Here is an 18,466-nt window from a genome sequence, read left to right on the forward strand (position 1 = left end):
AGTCTCCCAGCCCGCCCGGCGCAGGACGGCGGGGCCGGCCCGGTCAGCGCGTCTCGACGAACAGCGCCTGCGCGGAGCGGCCGATCCGGCCGGTGGCGTCGTGGAGGTCCGCGAAGCACTGCCCCGCGCCGGCCGGCCCGATCGTCGTGGCGGCGTCCACCCCGAGCCACTCCCCGGCCGGAGGCCGCAGCAGGGCCACGGTGAGGTCGATGTTGGCGAAGGTGGTCCGGGTCCAGTCCAGGACGGCGGAGATGCCGCTGGCCGCGTCGGTCATCACCAGCAGGTGCTGCAGGGGGCTCATCGGCTCGCCCTCGACGAGGGTGCACAGCGGCCGGGTCCAGGCGGCGGCCGGGCCCGGCGCGTTGAAGGAGCCGTGCGCGAAACGCCAGTCCAGCGCCCGGTGGTAGGCGACGTCGGTGGTGAAGAAGGCGGCGGTCTCCGGGCGGCTCTGCTCCGGCCCGGGCAACGGGACGCCGGCCTCCGGGGTCGGCTCGACCGCCGACGTCCGCAGCCGCCAGGCGGTCAGCCGCACCAGGGGCCGGTCGCGGTCGGCGGGCGAGTCCCCGGCGGTGAGCACCGCCTCGACCAGCTCGATGCGCCGGCCGGGCCGCAGCAGCCGGGCGGCGACCTGCACCGGGCCGACCGGCACCGGCGCCAGGATGTCGAAGGCCAGCCGGACGGTCTGCCCGGCCGGGATCGCGGAGACCCGCTCGGCCTCCCGGGCCAGCAGCGCGGCGACCGGCCCGGCGTGCTGCAGCGCCGGGTCCCAGGGGCCGATGGTCAGGTCGGTGGCGCGGTAGCCGTCCCCCTCGGGCAGGTAGAGGGCGCTGGGCGGGGCGGGGGTCACGCCCAGTGAGTCTGCCGCCGCGCTCAGCCGCCGGAGCGGCGGGTCTCCCAGACGGCGAACGCCGCCCACGCCGCCGCGACGGCCGCGGCGACCACCCACAGCCAGCGCACCGACGACCCGGTGGGGTTGGACAGCACGAGCAGCACGGCCACGACGAAGACGGCCCCGGCCAGCGGCGGGGTGCGCAGCAGCGTGCCCAGGGTGTCCGGGCCCGGGACGGTGACGAACACCACCAGCGCCACCACGACCAGGAAGGCGCACAGCGCGCCGAGGAAGGCCGCCGTCACCCCCCACTCGGCGGGCAGCCCGACGGCGCCCAGTCCCCCGAGGACGGCACCCACCGCCAGCCACAGCAGCGTCCGGCGCCGCCGCGCCGACCAGGGGGGACGCGGCTCGCTCACGGTGTGGTCCTCCCCCTGTCGCGGCGTCCTCCGGCGTCGTCCGCCCCTGGAGTGTGCCCGGCCGCCCGGGCGGGCACACGGGTGCGCGCCGGTGGGCGATGAGTTCGGCCGGGCGGCGGCGTCCTACCCCACGACGGGGCCGACCGGGCCCCCGGGACGAGTGGAGCCCCTCGTGCGCATGATCTTCGTCAACCTGCCCGTGTCCGACCTGGCGGCCGCGCGGGCCTTCTACGCCGGCCTCGGGTTCGGCTCCGACGAGCGGTTCTCCGACGACCGGACGACGTCGGTCGTGGTCTCCGACGCCATCGTGGTGATGCTCCTGACCCGGGACCGGTTCGCCGACTTCGTGCCGGACGCCGACCGGGTGGGCGACCCGTCGCGGTCGACCACGGTGCTCAACGCGCTGTCGGCCGGCAGCCGCGAGGAGGCCGACGACCTGCTGGCCCGGGCGCTGGCCTCCGGCGGGAAGCCGTGGATGCCGGCGCAGGACCACGGGTCCATGTACGGCGTCAGCTTCACCGACCCGGACGGCCACGTCTGGGAGGTCGTCTGGATGGACCCCGCCGTCCTGCAGTGACCCGGTAGGGGGCTCGGGGTGCGACGGTCGCTACATTGGGTCGTGTGCCCCGGCCCCTGCTCGGCTACGCGCTGACCGTCGGCGCGGCCGGCCTGTTCGCGGTCAACGGCACGGTGTCCACGCTGGCCCTGCAGGCGGGGATACCGGCGCCGTGGCTCACCGCGCTGCGCTGCGGCGGCGCGGCGGTCGTGCTGCTGGCCGTCCTGGCCGCCGTCGCGCCCGCGCGGCTGCGGGTGTCCCGCCGCGAGGTGCCGTTCCTGGCCGCGTTCGGCGTGGTGGGCGTCGCGCTGACCCAGTGCCTGTACTTCGTCGCGATCGGCCGGCTGCCGGTCGGCATCGCCCTGGTGTTCGAGATGACCGCGCCGGTGCTCATCGCGCTGTGGGTCTGGCTGGTCCGCCGGGAGCGGGTCCGCCGCCGGGTGTGGGCGGCGCTGGGGCTGTCGCTGTCCGGGCTGGTCCTGGTGGCCGAGGTGTGGCGCGGCGGCGGCTCGCTGGACGCCGGCGGCGTGGTGGCCGCGCTCGGGGCGGCGGTGTGCCTGGCCACCTACTACCTGATGGGGGAGCGGGGCACCGCCACCCGCGACCCGGTGACGCTCACCTGCTGGAGCTTCGTGGCCGCCGGGCTGTTCTGGGCGGTGCTGGCGCCCTGGTGGCCGTTCGACCCCGCGGTGCTGCGCAGCCCGGTGCCGGTCTCCCTCGGGTCGGTCGAGCTGCCGCTGTGGGCGCTGGTCGGCTGGATCGTCGTCCTCGGGGCCGTGGCGCCGTTCTGGCTGTCGCTGTCCGCGCTGCGCCACCTGCCGCCGACGACGGCCGGGCTGGTCGCCACGGTGGAGCCGGTGCTCGCCTCGGTGGTGGCCTGGCTGTGGGTGGAGCAGGTGCTGTCCGGGTGGCAGGTGCTCGGCGGCGCGGTCGTCCTGGTGGGCATCGCCCTGGCGCAGACCGCGCGCACCGCGCGCCCGGCCGCGGTCCCGGAGCCGGCCGCCGCGTAGTGCCGGCCGCTCACCTGACCTCCTCGGCCTCCTGCAGCTAGCCGGCCGGCTCGGTCAGGTCGCCGGCCTGCACCGGGTGGTCCGTGCCGACGTACCCCCCGCACGGTGACGCCCCGCTCGCCCGCGGCGGTGAACTGGCGGGCGACGGGTCTCCTCGCGGTCGGTGGCCGGGTGTTCCCTCCGCCGGTCGAACTCAGGTTAGCCTCGCCTCAGTAGGCCGCCGCCCGGGTCGGCCGGGACGGGAGAGCGGGCATGGCGACCACCGTGCAGCCGGCGGTCGTGGTCGCGGTCGCTCCGGCCTGGCGGTTCTTCGACGCCTCGGTCGCCGCGGTCCGCCGGCTGGGTCCCAGCTTCGTGCGGCTCACCCTCACCGGCCCGGACCTCGCCGCCTTCGGCGCGGCGGGCCGCGACCAGCGGTTCAAGCTGGTGCTGCCCCGGGACGGCGACGGGTTGGCCCGGCTGCGCGGGTGCGGGCCGGACTGGTACGCCGAGTACCGCGCGATGCCCGAGCAGCAGCGGCCGGTCATCCGCACCTACACCGTGCGGGCCGCCCGGCCCGAGCGTGCCGAGCTCGACGTCGACGTCGTCCTGCACGGCGTCACCGACGGGCACGCCGGCCCGGTCGCGAGCTGGGCGGCCGCGGCGGTGCCCGGCGACCGGATCGTCCTGCTGGGCCCCGACCGGCCGTGCCCCGACCCCGTCCGCTCCGGCCGGCCGTGGGGCGTGGAGTGGGCGCCGCCCGCCGCCGCCCGCACGCTGCTGCTGGCCGGCGACGAGACCGCCGTCCCCGCCGTGTGCGCCGTCCTCGAGTCGCTGGCCGGCGATCCGCGCCCGGTCACCGCGCTGCTGGAGGTCCCCGGGTCCGGGGACGCCGCCGACGTGGTCCTGCCGGCCGGGGCGACGCTGCGCTGGCTGCCCCGGGACGGCGCGCCGCGCGGGTCCCGGCTGGTGCCGGCCGTGCACGCCGCGCTGTGCGGGCTGGGCATCACCGCCGCGCCGGCCGCGCCGCCGGAGGAGGTGGGCGACGAGCTGCTGTGGGAGGTGCCCGACGCCGCGTGCGCCGACGGCGCGGCGGCCGCGGGCTGCTACGTCTGGCTCGCCGGGGAGGCCGGGGTGGTGACGACGCTGCGCCGCCGGCTGGTCGGCGACCTCGGCGTCCCCCGCGGCGCGGTCGCGTTCATGGGCTACTGGCGGGACGGCCTCGCGGGCCCGTGACGCCATGGAACGGCCCCGCGCAGGTCCCGGCCCGGGCTTGCGAGGGACGGGGGGACGCGGGGTCCTTCACCGGATCCGGCGGACCGGCACCACCATCGGCGACCCCACCACCGGGTCGGGCACCACCCGCGCCTCCAGGTCGAACACCTCGGCCAGCAGCTGCTCGGTGAGCACCTCGTGCGGGGAGCCCGAGGCGACCAGCGCGCCGCCGTCCATCGCGACCAGCCGCTGGGCGTACCGCGCGGCCAGGTTGAGGTCGTGCAGCACGACGACGACCGTACGGCCGCGCTCGGCGTGCAGCCGCGCCACCAGCTCCAGGACGTCGATCTGGTGGGACAGGTCGAGGTAGGTCGTCGGCTCGTCGAGCAGCAGCAGGTCGGTGCCCTGGGCCAGCGCCATGGAGATCCAGGCGCGCTGCCGCTGCCCGCCGGACAGCTCGTCGACCGGCCGGTCGGCGAGGTCGGCCATGTCGGTCCACACCAGCGCCTCGGCGACCGCCGCCTCGTCGTCGCGCGACCACTGCCGCAGCCAGGACTGGTGCGGGTGCCGGCCGCGGGCCACCAGGTCGCCGACGGTGAGCCCCTCGGGGGCGACCGGCGTCTGCGGCAGCAGGCCGAGCACCCGGGCCACCTCGCGGGTCGGCGTCCGCGCGATCGCCCGCCCGTCGAGCAGCACCTGCCCGGACACCGGCCGCAGCAGCCGGCCCAGCGCCCGCAGCAGGGTGGACTTGCCGCAGCCGTTCGGGCCCACGATCGCGGTGAACGACCCGTCGGCCAGCTGCAGGTCCAGGTCGCGGACGACGACGCGGTCGTCGTAGGCCAGGCTCACCGACTCGGCGGCGAGACGGACCGTTCCGTCCCGGGGGCGGGTGCTGGTCACGGCGTCGAGGGTCATGACGTTGGGGGTCACAGCGTGGATCGCCGCCTTCCGCGGACGAGGAGCCAGAGCAGGTAGGGCGCGCCGACGGCGGCGGTGAGGACGCCGACGGGCAGCGCCTGGGGCAGCACCGTGCGGGTGAGCAGGTCCGCGCCGACGACCAGGACCGCGCCGAGCAGCCCGGAGGCCACCAGCGGCGGGCGCGGACCCCCGGCGAGGCGGACGGCGACCTGGGGCACCACCAGGGCGACGTAGGCGATGGGGCCCGCCGCGGCCACGGCGGCCGCGGTGAGCCCGACGGCGACGAGGACGACGGACGCCTGGATCGGGACCAGCCGCACGCCCAGCCCGCGGGCGGTGTCGTCGCCGAACTGGACGGCGCCCAGCGCGCGGCCGCAGGCCAGCGCCGCCGGCAGCAGGACGGCGAGGGCGACCAGCAGCGGCACCGCCTCCGACCAGGTGCGGGCGTTGAGCGAGCCGGTGATCCACACGTAGGCGCTGGCGGCGTCCTGGACGGCGGCCCGGGTGAGCATCCAGTCCACGAGCGCCGAGGCCACCGCCCACAGGGCGATGCCCACGAGCACCAGCCGGTAGCCGTCCAGGCCGCGGCGCCAGGCGAGCAGGAGCAGCAGCAGCCCGGTGGTCAGCGCGCCGACCAGCGCGGCCAGCGGCACCCCGGCGCCGGCGACCAGGCCGGAGCCGGCCGGCCCCCCCAGGACGATCGCCGCCACCGCGCCGGCCGACGCGCCCTGGCTGATGCCCAGGACGTCCGGGGAGGCCAGCGGGTTGCGGGCGAACGTCTGGAACAGCGCGCCGGCCACGCCGAGCGCCACCCCCACCAGGGCGCCGACGACCACCCGCGGCGCCCGCAGCTGCCAGACGACGAGCTCCTGGGTCTCGTCGCCCAGGCCGGCCAGGGTGCGCAGCACGTCGGCCAGGCCGATGGGGAAGTCGCCGCGGCCCATGCTGACCGCGGCGAGCAGGACGGCGGCCACCGCGGCGCCGGCCGCCACGCCCACCGCCCGCCAGCGCACCCGCCCGGAGACCGGCCCGACCCGGACGACGGTCTCCCCCGGCTGGCGCACCCGCTGCGCCGCGGCCGTCACGTCGCCGCCAGCCGGCGGCGGCGGATCAGCGCGATGAAGAACGGCGCGCCGAGCAGCGCGAGCACGATGCCGACCTGCAACTCCCCGGGCCGGGCGACGACCCGCCCGACGACGTCGGCGAGCAGCAACAGCGCGGCGCCGAGCAGCCCGGATCCGGGCACCAGCCAGCGGTGCGCGGGGCCGGTGAAGGCGCGGACGACGTGCGGCACGACCAGGCCGACGAAGGCGATCGGCCCGCAGGCCGCCGTCGCCGCTCCGCACAGCAGGGTGACCGCGCCCAGGCCGACCAGCCGGGCCGGCCACACCCGCTGCCCCAGGCCGCGGGCGACGTCGTCGCCCAGGCCGAGCAGGTCCAGGGCCGGGGCGTTGAGCAGCGCCAGCACCAGGCCGGCGGCGACGAACGGGGCCACCTGCCAGGCGACGTCGGGGCCGCGGCCGGCCAGCGAGCCGACCACCCAGAAGCGGAAGGCGTCGAGGCTGTCGGTGTCGCTGACGAGGACCGCGCGGACCAGCGCGTAGAACAGCGCCGACAGGGCGGCGCCGGCCAGCGCGAGGGTCACCGGCGAGGCGCCGCCGCGGCCGGCCGAGCCGAGGGTGAACACCAGCACGGTGCCCACCAGTGCGCCGGCGAAGGCGAACCAGACGTACCCGGCCGGCGTGCCCACCCCGAGCAGGTGGATGGCCAGGACGACGCCGAGCGAGGCCCCGGCGGTGACCCCGAGCAGGCCGGGGTCGCCGAGGGGGTTGCGGGTGTGGCCCTGCGCGAGCGCGCCGGCGACGCCGAGGGACAGCCCGGCCATGAGGCCGACGGCGGTCCGCGGCACCCGCAGCTCGCGGATGATCACCGTCTCCTCGGTGCGCGCGCCCGGGTCGGTGAGCGCCTGCCACACCGCGCCCGGCCCGATGCCGCGGGAGCCGACGGCGACGCTCAGGGCGGCCGCGGCCGCCACCAGGACGAGCAGGAGGAGGAGGAGCAGGCGGGCGCGCCGCCGCCGCAGCAGGCCCCGGCCCGCGGCCGCGGGGGCCGCCGTCCCGGGTCGCCGCACGGCAGCGTCGGTCGTGGCGGACACGAGCGGCTCCCGGAGCGGACGGCGTAGGCCAGCCTCACCTTAGTCGCGACGGCGCCGCCTGCCAGCCGGGGAGTGGCCCCCTGCAGGGGCCCGCCGCTGGCCCCGCCCCGGGTCCCGCCCCGAGCCTGCGAGGGGTGGGGAGGACGGGGTCCTTCCACGGTGGGGGGCAGGGTGGCCTTCATCGGTGCTGGCGGCGGCTGCCCCCGTGCCAGTCCTCCTGCAGGCCCGCCTCGCCCGGGCGGACGCCGAAGGCCGGCAGCTGGGGCCGCTCGCGCAGGCTGCGCTTGAGCTCGGCGAACCCCGGGAAGGTCGCCAGCCCGACGACGTGGTCCCAGAGTGCGACGGCCTCCTCCGCCGACGGCAGCCGGCTGATGACCGGGCCGAAGAAGGCCGCGCCGTCCGGCGGGCGGAAGTGCAGGATCGGGGTGCCGACGTCCTTGCCGGTCAGGGCGAGGGCGGCGTCGGTCTCCTCCTGGATGCCGGCGTCCCACGACCCGTCGTCGACGGCGGACGCCAGCCCGGCCGGCAGCCCGGCCTCGGTGAGCACCTGCGCCACGAACTCCCGGCTGGTGGCCCGCTCCGGCGGCGGCTGCCCGGCCGGGTCCTCGAAGACGTGCCGGCCGACCGTGGCGTACAGCGGGTCGAGCGCCTGGGGCCCGTGCTCCGCGCGGGCGGCGGCGGCGACCCGCAGCAGGTGCAGCCCGGCGGTGTGCCCGGCCTCGTACTCCGGCGGGAACTGCGCGTCGTAGTCGACGTGCCGGTTGAGCAGCCGCAGCGAGATCAGCCGCCACTGCACGCGGTACTCCCGCTGCTCGGCGACCGTGCGGACCCACTTGCTGGTCATCCAGGCGAAGGGGCAGACCGGGTCGAACCAGAAGTGCAGGTCGGCGTCGTCCACGGAGGTCCTTCCGCTAGTCCAGCTCGCGCAGGTCGTCGGGGACGTCGACCGCGTTCCGGCGCAGCGCCTCGAGGGGCACCACCTCCAGCGCCCGGGCGTTGGTCGCGGCCAGGACGACGCCCGCCGCCGCGCCGGCCTGGTAGGCCTGCATCCACCGCGCGGCCACCACGCACCAGCGGTCGCCGGGGCGCAGCCCGGGGAAGCCGTACTCCGGGCGCGGGGTGGTCAGGTCGTTGCCCAGCTCCCGCTGCAGGGCGAGGAACTCGGTGGAGACGACGGCGCAGACGGTGTGGCTGCCGACGTCCTCGGGCCCGCTGCTGCAGACGCCGGTGCGGTAGAAGCCGGTCATCGGGTCGGTGCCGCACGGCTGCAGGGGCCCACCGAGCACGTTGATCTCGCCCTCGCCGCGCGGCTCGCCCACCCGGCCCATCCTGCCGCCGGACGGCGGTCCGCGCTGCCCGGGGGCGCCCCACCCGGAGCGGTTCGTGCACCCACCGCGGTCCGGCGGCCCGCGGGAGGACGGTTCGTGCACACGGCGTCGTGTCCTGTGCCGGCGGGGATGGCAGGGTGCCGGTGTGAGCACTGACACGCCCGCCGGGCCGCCGGTCCTCTGGCGGCCCACACCGGAGTCGATCCGGGCCACCCGCCTCGCCCAGTTCGCCGACCGGGTGTCCGCCCGGCGCGGCATCGACCTCGGCGACCCCGCCGACTACGACGCCGTCTGGCGGTGGTCGGTGGCACACCTCGACCAGTTCTGGGCCGAGGTGGCCGACTGGTCCGGCGTGCTGCCCGGCGTCCCCGACGACCGGGTGCTCACCCGCCGCGGGATGCCGGGTGCGGAGTGGTTCCCCGGCACGACGGTCAACTTCGCCGAGCAGGCCCTGCGGCACCCGGCCGACGGCACGGTCGACCCGGCCGCCCCGGCGCTGGTCGGCGTCGCCGAGGACACCGGCCCGGTCGAGCTGAGCTGGGCGGAGCTGCGCGGGCAGGTGGGCGCCTTCGCCGCCACGCTGCGCCGGCTCGGGGTGCAGCGCGGCGACCGGGTGGCCGGCTACCTGCCCAACGTGCCCGAGGCGGTCGTCGCCTGCCTCGGCGCCGCGGCGGTCGGCGCGGTGTGGTCCTCCTGCGCCCCGGACTTCGGCACCCGCAGCGTGCTGGACCGCTTTGCGCAGATCGAGCCCACCGTGCTGGTCGCCGTCGACGGCTACCGCTGGAACGGCCGGGAGTTCGACCGGCGCGACGTCGTCGCCGAGCTCCGGGCGGCGCTGCCCACCGTCCGGACGACGATCGCCGTCCCCCGGCTGCACCCCGGCGAGGTGCCCGAGGGCGCGAGGTCCGATGAGGTGCTGGCCTGGGCGGAGGCGGTCGGGGACGCGCAGGAGCCGGTGTGCGAGCAGCTGCCCTTCGACGCCCCGCTGTGGATCGTCTACTCCTCGGGCACCACCGGGCTGCCCAAGGGCATCGTGCACGGCCACGGCGGGGTCACCCTCGAGCAGCACAAGCAGCTGGGCCTGCACGCCGACGTCGGCCCCGGCGACCGCTTCTCCTGGTACGCCTCCACCGCCTGGATCATGTGGAACATCAGCCTGTGCGCGCTGCTGCGCGGCGCCACCGTGGTGGTCCACGACGGCGCCCCGACGTACCCGTCGGCCGCCGCGCTGTTCGACCTCGCCGAGCGCACCCGGCTCACCTACCTGGGCACCAGCCCCGGCTACCTCATGGCCTGCGAGAAGGCCGGCGTGCGGCCGCGGGACACCCACGACCTGTCGGCGCTGCGCACCATCGGCGTCACCGGCTCCCCGCTGCCGGCGTCGTCCTTCGCCTGGGTGTACGAGGCGGTGGAGCCGGACGTGTTCCTCGGCTCGATCTCCGGCGGCACCGACGTGGCCACCGGGTTCGTCGGCTCCACCCTGCTGGTGCCCGTGACCGCCGGGGAGCTGCAGCGGCCGATGCTGGGCGTCGCGGCGGCCGCGTGGGACGCCGACGGTCGCCCGGTCACCGGCGAGCTCGGCGAGCTGGTCATCACCGAGCCGATGCCGTCGATGCCGCTGTACTTCTGGGCCGACCCCGACGGCTCCCGCTACCGGGAGGCCTACTTCGAGCCCTGGCCGGGGGTGTGGCGGCACGGCGACTGGCTGGAGGTCACCGAGCGCGGCACCTGCGTCATCACCGGCCGGTCGGACTCCACGCTCAACCGCGGCGGCGTCCGGATGGGGACCGCCGACATCTACGCCGCCGTGGAGTCCGTCCCGGAGGTGCGCGACTGCGTCGTCCTCGGCGTCGAGCAGCCCGACGGCGGCTACTGGATGCCGCTGTTCGTGCAGCTGGCCGACGGCGCGGAGCTGACCGAGGAGCTGGCGGCCCGCATCCGGGCCGCCATCCGCTCCCAGGCCAGCCCGCGGCACGTGCCCGACGAGGTGCTCGTCGTCCCGGCGGTGCCGCACACCCGCACCGGCAAGCGGCTGGAGGTCCCGCTCAAGCGGCTGTTCCAGGGCGTCGACCCGGCGAAGGCGGTCAACGTCGGCGCCGTGGACGACCCCGCGGCGGTGGAGCACTACGTGCGGCTGGCCCGGGAGCGCAGCGCCCGCTGAGCCGGGCCGGGCTCAGCCCTTCTCGGCGCCGGCGGTCAGCCCGCCGGTGAGCAGCCGCTCGGTGGCGAAGAACAGCACGACGATCGGCAGCGTCAGGATCACCGACCCGGCCATGAGCACGGTCGTCGGGATCTCGATGCTGCCCGCGAGCTGGGACAGCCCCAGGGACACCGTCCAGCGCGGCCGCACCTCCACGAGGAACAGCAGGGCGAACAGGAACTCGTTCCACGCGATCATGAAGACGAACAGCGCGTTGGACAGGATCGCCGGCATCGCCAGCGGCAGGGTGATCCGCCGCATGACGGTGAGCCGGGTGGCGCCGTCCACGGCCGCGGCCTCCTCGATGCTGGCCGGCACGGTCTGGAAGTAGTTGCGCAGCGTGTAGATGGCGACCGCGATCGTCTGGGACACGTACACCAGCACCAGCGGGGCCAGGGCCCCGCGCAGCCCGAGCCGGGTGAAGAACACGAACAGCGGGACGGCGAGCAGGATGCTCGGGAACAGGTAGACGGCGAGGAACAGCACGCTGACCCGCCGGCGGCCGGGGAAGCGCAACCGGGCGATGGCGTAGCTGCCCAGGACGGCGAAGACCAGCGTCACCGCGACCGTGCCGAGCGCGACCAGACCGCTGTTCAGCATGAACCGCAGGAAGCCCTGCCCGCCGGACGCGGTGGGGGCGAGGACGTCGCGGTAGGTGTCGGCCGTCAGCTCCGACAGTGCCGGCCACAGCCGTCCGGGGTCCTGCAGCAGCGAGCTCAGGTCCCGCAGCGACAGCAGCACCATGTAGTAGAAGGGGAACAGCGTGAACAGCGCCAGCCCCACGATCACCACCCAGCGCAGCACGCCGAGCACCCGGGTCTCCACCGTGGTGCGCGACCAGCCCCGCCCGGTGGGGGCCCGGGACGGGCGGGTGTCGGCCGCGGCCGCCGGCGTCTCCGCAGGCGCCGTCACCATGCGGGTCATCAGGCCACCTCGTCCTTCGCCGCGAAGCGGTAGTACACCGTGACCAGGACCAGCAGCACGACGGACAGGACCAGCGCCTGCGCGGACGCCGCGCCGATGTCCCCGCGGCTGACCAGGTAGTCGAAGACCCGCACGCTGATGACCTCGGTGCCGGCCCCGCCGCCGGTGAGCAGGTAGATGTCGTCGAAGTTGTTGAACGTCCAGATGAAGCGGAGCAGCGCCAGCACCGCGATCGTCGGCATCAGCTGGGGCAGCGTGATGTGCCGGAACACCTGCGTCGGCGTCGCGCCGTCCACCCGCGCGGCCTCCTCGAGGGAGGCCGGCGCCGCCTGCAGCCGGGCGGTGAGGAAGAGGAAGGCGAACGGGAAGGACCGCCACATCTCGAAGACGATGACGGTGGCCAGCGCGGTCGGCCGCTCGGTCAGGAAGGGGATCGGCTCGTCCCAGCCGAGCACGCCGGTGCCGACCTCGTTCACGATGCCGAACTGGGGGTTGAGCATCACGCCCCAGACGAAGGTGGCGGCCACGACCGGCGCCACGTAGGGCAGCAGCAGCGACGCGCGGACGAACGTCCGCCCCCGGAAGGGCCGGCGCAGCGCGAGCGCCGCCACCAGCCCGAGCCCGACGGACGCCGCCGTGCCGCACCCGGCGTAGACCAGCGTGGTGACCAGGGCCTGCCAGAAGCCGGGGGAGCCGAACACGTCGGCGAAGTTCTCGACCGTGAGGTCCCCGAACAGCCCGGCGCTGCGCAGCCGGATCAGCCGCAGGTCCTGGAAGGCCAGCAGCACCGTCCACAGGATGGGCAGCACCACGAGCACCAGCACGAGGACGACGGTCGGCGAGATGAGGGCCAGCCCCGTCCGTGCCTCGCGCCACCGCAGCGTCCCGCGGCCGGCCCGCTCCGGCTGCGCGGCCCGGGGGGACGACGACACGCTCACTCCAGCGAGGCGGCGATCTCGCGCAGCGCGTCGGCCGCCTGCTGCGCCGCCCCGGGCGGGTCGACCTCGCCGCCGGTCATCGCGGCGATGGCCTGCGGGACGGGCAGCTCGCCCAGGGCGGCCCCGACCAGGGCGCCCTGCCCCTGCGGGATGCCCCACGGCGAGATGGTGTCCGGCGCGGTGCGCACCGCCTCGAGGACCTCGGGGGAGTAGAGGTCCGACAGCGGCGCCTTGGTGTCCACGCCGGCCGGCAGCGTGGCCCAGGCGTCGATGAACCGCGTCGGCTCCTCGGCGGTGCCCGACCGGGTGGGCACCTTGCCCTCGGGGGAGAAGCCCAGCCACTGCTCGTAGCCGTCCTCGAGCATGTAGGTGACGAAGTCGGCCGCGGCGCTGGACGCGTCCGCGGTCACCGCCCAGGAGACGATCTCGCCGAACTGGGCCGCCCCGTCACCGTCCGGGCCGGAGATGGCGGTCACCACGCCGCTGTTCTCCGCCAGGAAGGCCGGGTTCCCGGCGCACTCGGGGCAGGTGGGCGCCGCGTCGGCCCGCAGGCCGGCCATCTCGTCGAGGATGAACGACGACCACACGACCATGGCCGCCTGCCCGGCGAAGTAGGCCGCGCGGGTGGTGTCGACGTCCTGCGCCCCGGCCACCGAGTGGTCGCTGATCAGCCGGTCGTAGAACTCGAAGGACGCCACGCACGCGTCGCTGTCCAGGGTGACCTCGCCGCCGTCGTCCACCAGCTCGCAGCCGTTGCCCAGGGCGAGGTGCTCGAAGGTCTGCTGGGTGAAGGCGTCGTTGGGCACCGTGGCCCCGACGAAGCCGGCCCGCTCGGGGGTGTCCAGCGCCTGCGCCGCGGCCAGGATGTCCTCGTAGGTCTCCGGTGGCGCGAGCCCCGCGGCCTCGAACAGGTCCTGGCGGTAGACCAGCAGCTGCGCCCAGCCGTCGCTGGGGACGGCGAGCTGGGTGTCGCCGTCGCGGGTCAGCTCCAGGGCCCGCTCGGAGAACGTGTCGGCGCCCAGCCCCTCGATGACCGAGGCGGCGGCGTCGGGGTCGAGCAGCTCGTTGGTCGCCAGCAGCTGCACGCCGGCCAGCGGCAGGGCGCCCACGACGTCGGGCAGCTCACCGGCGGCGGCCGAGGAGGTGAGCAGCTGGTTGAACTGGTTGGGGTCGACGGCGACCAGCTCGACCTCGACGCCGCTGCTCTCGGTGAACGCGGCGGCGATCTCCTCCTGCGCGGCCACCCGGTCGGGCAGGTTCTCCAGGGTCCACACGGTCAGCGGGCCGCCGTCCTCGCCGCCGCCGGAGTCGCCCGACCCGCAGCCGGCGACCAGCACGCCGACGCCGACCGCCGCCACCGCCGCCCTGACCCGTCGCCTCGTCGCGCCCATCGAGCCTCCTCGCGGTGACCGGCCCCCTCGCCGGAGTCCGGACAGTAGCGGCTGATCACCCGGCGTGCGCCCGGAGCCGGGTCAGGTGCGCAGCACCCGGGCCTCCCACGGGCGCAGGACGGCGGGGTCCGCCTCGGGCAGGTTGCCGAGCACGAGTCCGGCGCCGACCGCCTCCGGCAGCAGCTCACCCAGCGGGTGCTCCCGCCCGCCGAGGTTGCACACGACGAGCAGCGTGTCGCCGTCCAGGCTGCGGGTGAAGGCGTACAGCTCCTCGTGCCCGGGCAGCAGCATGGTGAAGTCGCCGAAGGCCACCACCGGGTCGTCGTGCCGCAGCGCGACCAGCCGCCGGTGGTGTGCGAACACCGAGGCGGGGTCCTCGCGCTGGGCGGCGGCGTTCCACTCCGCGTGGTCGGGGTTGACCGGGATCCACGGCGTCCCGGTGGTGAAGCCGGCGTGGGCGGAGGAGTCCCACTGCACCGGCGTCCGCGCGTTGTCCCGGCCCATCCGGCGCAGCGCGGCCAGCACCGCCCGGGGGTCCTCGCCGTGCGCGACGGCCTGGGCGAAGTGGTTGAGGGACTCGACGTCCCGGAAGTCGTCGATGCTGGTGAACGGGGCGTTGGCCATCCCCAGCTCCTCGCCCTGGTAGACGTAGGGCGTCCCGCGGTGCAGGTGCAGCAGGGTGGCCAGGCAGGTCGCGGAGTCCCGCCGGGAGCGCGGTGAGTCGTCGCCGAAGCGGGAGACCGCCCGCGGCTGGTCGTGGTTGTCCCAGTACAGGCTGTTCCAGCCCACGTCGGCCAGCCCGGCCTGCCAGCGGCCGAAGGAGGCCTTCAGGTCGGCCATCCGCAGCGGTCGCGGGGAGAACTTCGAGCCCTCGTAGTCCAGCTGCACGTGCTCGAACTGGAAGACCATGTCCACCTCGCCGCGGGCCGGGTCGGTGAACAGGCGGGCCTCCTCCACGGTCACCCCGGGCATCTCGCCGACCAGCAGCAGCCGGTCCCGGGAGGCGCCGTAGACCTCGCGGTGCATCTCCTGCAGGAACTCGTGGATCCGCGGCCCGCAGACCACCGAGGACGACGCGTCGCCGTAGGGCAGCCCGGGGACCGGCGGGCCGTCGTGCAGCTCGCCGTCCGGGCCGACGTCCTTGCTGATCAGGTTGATGACGTCCATGCGGAACCCGTCGACCCCCCGGTCGAGCCACCACCGCATCATCGCGTAGACCGCCTGGCGGACCTCCGGGTTCTCCCAGTTGAGGTCCGGCTGGCGGCGGTCGAACAGGTGCAGGTAGTACTCGCCGCTGGCCTCGTCGAGCTCCCACGTCGGACCGGAGAAGAAGGAGTGCCAGTTCGTCGGCTCGGCGCCGGGCTGCCCGGCCGCCATCCCCGCCCGCGGGGGCCGCCACCAGTACCAGTCCCGCTTCGGGGAGTCCGGCGACGAGCGGGACTCGACGAACCACGGGTGGGCGTCACTGGTGTGGTTGACCACCAGGTCCATGAGCAGCCGCATGCCGCGCGCGTGCAGCTGCGCGACGAGCTCGTCGAGCTGCTCGAGGGTGCCGAACAGCGGGTCGACGCCCTGGTAGTCGCTGATGTCGTAGCCGTTGTCGGCCTGCGGCGAGGGGTACACCGGCGACAGCCAGACGACGTCGACGCCGAGGTCGGCGAGGTGGTCCAGCCGCTGCAGGACGCCGCCGAGGTCACCGATCCCGTCGCCGTCGGAGTCCTGGAAGGAACGCGGGTAGACCTGGTAGACGACGGCGCGGGTCCACCACGGGGGCTGCTCGGACGGCATGCGGCCAGCCCAGCACGCCCGCGACGGCGGCGCACCCGGTCCGCTACGGTCCCCGACCGTGCCCCCCGGTGTCGTGCTCGTGACCGGCGGGAGCCGCGGCATCGGCGCGGCCACCGTCCGGGCCGCCGCGGCGGCCGGCTGGCCGGTGGCCCTGACGTTCCGGGACGACGCCGCCGCGGCCGACGGCGTCGTCGCCGAGGTCGAGGCCGCCGGGCGTGCCGCGGTCGCCGTCCGCGCGGACGTCTCGGTCGAGGACGACGTCCTCGCCGCGTTCGCCGCCGCCGAGCGCCTCGGGCCGGTCACCGGGCTGGTCGCCAACGCGGGCATCGTGGGCGCGCGGGCGCGGGTGGACGAGCTCACCGCCGAGCGGGTGCAGCGGGTGCTGGCCGTCAACGTACTGGGCGCCGTGCTGTGCTGCCGGGAGGCGGTGCGCCGGATGTCCACCCGGCACGGCGGCGCCGGCGGGTCGGTCGTGCTGGTCTCCTCGGCCGCCAGCCGGCTGGGGTCGCCCGGCGAGTACCGGGAGGACCCCCGCCACTCGCCGGCTCGCGGCGGGACCCTGCAGGGGGCCGTTGCCGAGGGGGTCCGGGTCAACGTCGTGCGGCCCGGGATCATCGAGACGGAGATCCACGCCAGCGGGGGCCAGCCCGACCGGGTGGCACGGGTGGGACCGACCGTGCCGATGGGCCGGGCCGGTCGCGCCGAGGAGGTCGCGGCGCCGTCGTGTGGCTGCTCGGCGACGACGCCGGCTACCGCACCGGCAGCCTGCTCGACGTCGCCGGCGGCCGCTGATCAGTGCCCGGGCAGGGTGTGGTGCACCGCCTCCACGTTGTTGCCGTCCGGGTCGCGCAGGAAGACGCCGTAGTAGCCGGGGTGGTACTCCGGCCACACCCGCGGCTCGTGCAGCACCTCGGCGCCGTGGTCGCGAGCCAGGGAGAACACCTCGTCCACCGCCGCCCGGGACGGCACCGCGAGCGCCAGGTGCACCGGGCGCTCGGTGCCCTCGGCGAGCGGGCTGAGCCACAGCTGCGGGTGGCCGTCGGGTCCGGCCAGGCCGACGACCGGCCCGCCCGGCGTCTCGTAGCGCATCGCCTCCCGCAGGCCGGCCGGGGCGAAGACCGTGGTGTAGAAGGCGACGGCGGCGGGGACGTCGGCGGCCTGCAGGCCGAGGTGGTCGATCACGCCGCCGGACCGTAGCCCGGTCGACGACCCCGCGGAACCGCTGTTTGGATGGGTGCGACGACCCACCCGGCACCGACCCCAGGAGAACCGATGACCGACCCCGCCCGCCCCGACGTCGAGCCGCCGACCGGCCCCGCCCCCGACGACCTGGTCATCGAGGACATCACCGTCGGCGACGGCCCGGAGGCCAAGGCCGGCGACCTGGTGAGCGCCCACTACGTCGGCGTCACCCACGACGGCGGCGAGCAGTTCGACGCCTCCTGGGACCGCGGCGACCCGCTGGAGTTCCGCCTCGGGGTCGGCATGGTCATCCAGGGGTGGGACGAGGGCATCGCCGGCATGCGGGTGGGCGGCCGTCGACGGCTGACCATCCCGGCGCACAAGGCCTACGGCGAGCGCGGTGCCGGTGGCGTCATCGAGCCCGGCGCCACGCTGGTGTTCGTCGTCGACCTCATGGGCGTGCGATGACACGGTCGGCCTCCCGGCCGACACCGCGGCCACGAGCCGTCCCCGGCCGGCGTTGAGCCCATCCGGCCCATCCGTCGGGGACCCTCCGGGCCCCGCTCCTCGCGGCCACACAGCGGTGTGTCAGGCCAGCAGGTCCGCCACCGCCCGCAGCGCCCGCTCGGCGTCGGCCGCCAACTGTTGGACGACGTCGGCCGCCGGCCGCTCGGCGGTGACCAGCCCGACGGACTCCCCGGCGTAGAGCGGCGCGGCGGACAGGTCACCGGTCCGCCGCGCGTCGACCACCCGGCGCCGGGCGTCCGGGTCGGCGGCCAGCTCGGCCTCCCGGCCGTGCCACTCGCGGCTGAAGTCGTTGACCAGGGCGCGGCCCGGCCAGCGCTCCGGCCAGGCCAGCCCCTGCGCGACGTCGAAGGCGCGGGTGAGCACGGTGTCCTCGCCGGCGGCCGCGCACACGCGGGCGCGGGCGGCGGGGGAGTTCAGCGCCTCGGGGCAGGCCAGCAGCGGGGTGCCGATCCACACCCCGGCGGCCCCGGCCGCCAGCGCGGCGGCCACCCCGGCCCCGGTGGCGATCCCCCCGGCGGCCAGCACCGGGCGGTCGGCCAGGGCCAGCACCTCCTGCAGCAGCGGCAGCGTGGCGCGCTGCCCGGTGTGCCCGCCGGCCTCGGTGCCCTGGGCGACCAGCAGGTCGACGCCGGCGTCCAGCGCGCGGCGGGCGTCGTCGGCGGTGTTGACCTGGGTGACGACGGCGATGCCGGCTTCGTGCAGCAGCCGGGCGGCCGGGGCGACGTCGCCGAAGGACACCGACACCAGCACCGGGCCCGCGGCCACGGCGGCGTCGAGCAGGCCCGGCCGGTCGGTGAGCGCCCAGGCCATGAGACCGATGCCGAACGGCAGGGCGTCGGCGGCCGGGACGGCGGCCTGCTCGGCCACGAAGCCCGGCTCGGCGGCGTTGCCGACGCCGATCATCCCCAGCCCGCCGCCGAGGGAGACGGCGCGGGCCAGCGCGCCGCCGGCCACACCGGCCATCGGGGCCCCGACGACCGGTGCGGTCAGGTCGAACCTGCGGGTGAGCGGCGTCCGGATCACGCCGCCCACTATGCCGTTGCCTGCTGGAACGGCCTCCCTGCAGGGGCCCGCCGCGAGCCTGCGAGCGGCGGGGGGCAGGGAGG

19 protein-coding genes are annotated in these 18,466 nt (G+C 76.3%); 6 read left to right on the forward strand and 13 right to left on the reverse strand.

All coding sequences use genetic code 11. The annotated features are described in order from the left end of the window. Positions 1-43: 43 nt before the first annotated feature. A complete protein-coding gene (locus CHB98_RS16955; protein ID WP_089306778.1) occupies positions 44-847 on the reverse strand; it encodes a thioesterase family protein in 804 nt (267 codons plus the stop codon). A 23-nt stretch (positions 848-870) separates the two neighbouring features. Continuing rightward, a complete protein-coding gene (locus CHB98_RS16960) occupies positions 871-1,248 on the reverse strand; it encodes a hypothetical protein (RefSeq protein ID WP_089306779.1) in 378 nt (125 codons plus the stop codon). Positions 1,249-1,426: 178 nt separating this feature from the next. On the opposite strand from CHB98_RS16960, the gene CHB98_RS16965 reads away from it, so the two are divergent. From CHB98_RS16965 to CHB98_RS16975, 3 genes are all read left to right on the forward strand, one after another. Then, a complete protein-coding gene (locus tag CHB98_RS16965; RefSeq protein ID WP_245821329.1) occupies positions 1,427-1,825 on the forward strand; it encodes a VOC family protein in 399 nt (132 codons plus the stop codon). A 44-nt stretch (positions 1,826-1,869) separates the two neighbouring features. Further along, a complete protein-coding gene (locus CHB98_RS16970; protein ID WP_245821287.1) occupies positions 1,870-2,814 on the forward strand; it encodes an EamA family transporter in 945 nt (314 codons plus the stop codon). Between the two features lie 252 nt (positions 2,815-3,066). Next, the gene (locus CHB98_RS16975) at positions 3,067-4,029 is read left to right on the forward strand and encodes a siderophore-interacting protein (protein WP_089306782.1); all 963 of its coding nucleotides are present in this window, start codon (positions 3,067-3,069) and stop codon (positions 4,027-4,029) included. A 66-nt stretch (positions 4,030-4,095) separates the two neighbouring features. On the opposite strand, the gene CHB98_RS16980 is transcribed toward CHB98_RS16975, so the two are convergent. From CHB98_RS16980 to CHB98_RS17000, 5 genes are all read right to left on the reverse strand, one after another. After that, positions 4,096-4,908 carry an ABC transporter ATP-binding protein gene (locus CHB98_RS16980; protein WP_245821288.1) on the reverse strand — a complete coding sequence of 271 codons (813 nt, stop codon included), beginning with the start codon at positions 4,906-4,908 and terminating at the stop codon, positions 4,096-4,098. Between the two features lie 26 nt (positions 4,909-4,934). Continuing rightward, the gene (locus CHB98_RS16985; RefSeq protein WP_089306783.1) at positions 4,935-6,011 is read right to left on the reverse strand and encodes a FecCD family ABC transporter permease; all 1,077 of its coding nucleotides are present in this window, start codon (positions 6,009-6,011) and stop codon (positions 4,935-4,937) included. Further along, entirely contained in the window at positions 6,008-7,081 is a 1,074-nt protein-coding gene (locus tag CHB98_RS16990; protein WP_245821290.1) for a FecCD family ABC transporter permease, read from the reverse strand. Before CHB98_RS16990 ends, CHB98_RS16985 begins: the two co-directional genes overlap by 4 nt. A 178-nt stretch (positions 7,082-7,259) precedes the next feature. Then, positions 7,260-7,979: a mycothiol-dependent nitroreductase Rv2466c family protein gene (locus CHB98_RS16995; protein WP_089306784.1), complete on the reverse strand. Its 720-nt coding sequence runs from the start codon at positions 7,977-7,979 to the stop codon at positions 7,260-7,262. Between the two features lie 13 nt (positions 7,980-7,992). Next, positions 7,993-8,409 (reverse strand): DUF2237 family protein, encoded by a 417-nt coding sequence (locus CHB98_RS17000; protein ID WP_089306785.1) that lies wholly within the window; start codon positions 8,407-8,409, stop codon positions 7,993-7,995. 145 nt (positions 8,410-8,554) lie between these two features. Between CHB98_RS17000 and CHB98_RS17005 the strand changes: the two genes are divergently transcribed. Continuing rightward, a complete protein-coding gene (locus CHB98_RS17005; RefSeq protein WP_089306786.1) occupies positions 8,555-10,570 on the forward strand; it encodes an acetoacetate--CoA ligase in 2,016 nt (671 codons plus the stop codon). A gap of 12 nt (positions 10,571-10,582) precedes the next feature. Here the strand turns inward: CHB98_RS17005 and CHB98_RS17010 are convergent, their stop codons facing one another. The 4 genes from CHB98_RS17010 to CHB98_RS17025 all read right to left on the reverse strand — a co-directional run bounded on the left by CHB98_RS17010 (position 10,583) and on the right by CHB98_RS17025 (position 15,650). Next, positions 10,583-11,533, reverse strand: a complete 951-nt coding sequence (locus CHB98_RS17010) for a carbohydrate ABC transporter permease (RefSeq protein WP_218822405.1) — start codon at positions 11,531-11,533, stop codon at positions 10,583-10,585. Beyond that, positions 11,533-12,465, reverse strand: coding sequence for a carbohydrate ABC transporter permease (locus tag CHB98_RS17015; protein WP_089306787.1), 933 nt, complete (start codon positions 12,463-12,465; stop codon positions 11,533-11,535). Before CHB98_RS17015 ends, CHB98_RS17010 begins: the two co-directional genes overlap by 1 nt. A gap of 2 nt (positions 12,466-12,467) precedes the next feature. Continuing rightward, a complete protein-coding gene (locus CHB98_RS17020) occupies positions 12,468-13,862 on the reverse strand; it encodes an ABC transporter substrate-binding protein (protein ID WP_089306788.1) in 1,395 nt (464 codons plus the stop codon). Positions 13,863-13,943: 81 nt separating this feature from the next. Continuing rightward, positions 13,944-15,650 (reverse strand): glycoside hydrolase family 13 protein, encoded by a 1,707-nt coding sequence (locus CHB98_RS17025; protein WP_089306789.1) that lies wholly within the window; start codon positions 15,648-15,650, stop codon positions 13,944-13,946. 58 nt (positions 15,651-15,708) lie between these two features. Between CHB98_RS17025 and CHB98_RS17030 the strand changes: the two genes are divergently transcribed. Further along, positions 15,709-16,515: an SDR family NAD(P)-dependent oxidoreductase gene (locus CHB98_RS17030; RefSeq protein ID WP_245821295.1), complete on the forward strand. Its 807-nt coding sequence runs from the start codon at positions 15,709-15,711 to the stop codon at positions 16,513-16,515. Here CHB98_RS17030 and CHB98_RS17035 read toward each other — a convergent pair. Then, positions 16,443-16,832, reverse strand: coding sequence for a VOC family protein (locus CHB98_RS17035; protein ID WP_089306790.1), 390 nt, complete (start codon positions 16,830-16,832; stop codon positions 16,443-16,445). The genes CHB98_RS17030 and CHB98_RS17035 overlap by 73 nt on opposite strands. A 90-nt stretch (positions 16,833-16,922) precedes the next feature. On the opposite strand from CHB98_RS17035, the gene CHB98_RS17040 reads away from it, so the two are divergent. Then, a complete protein-coding gene (locus CHB98_RS17040) occupies positions 16,923-17,300 on the forward strand; it encodes an FKBP-type peptidyl-prolyl cis-trans isomerase (RefSeq protein ID WP_089306791.1) in 378 nt (125 codons plus the stop codon). A gap of 120 nt (positions 17,301-17,420) precedes the next feature. On the opposite strand, the gene CHB98_RS17045 is transcribed toward CHB98_RS17040, so the two are convergent. After that, positions 17,421-18,383 (reverse strand): NAD(P)H-dependent flavin oxidoreductase, encoded by a 963-nt coding sequence (locus CHB98_RS17045; protein ID WP_089306888.1) that lies wholly within the window; start codon positions 18,381-18,383, stop codon positions 17,421-17,423. Positions 18,384-18,466 lie beyond the last annotated feature (83 nt).

The organism is Geodermatophilus pulveris, assembly GCF_900188375.1.
Taxonomy (GTDB): Bacteria; Actinomycetota; Actinomycetes; order Mycobacteriales; family Geodermatophilaceae; genus Geodermatophilus; species Geodermatophilus pulveris.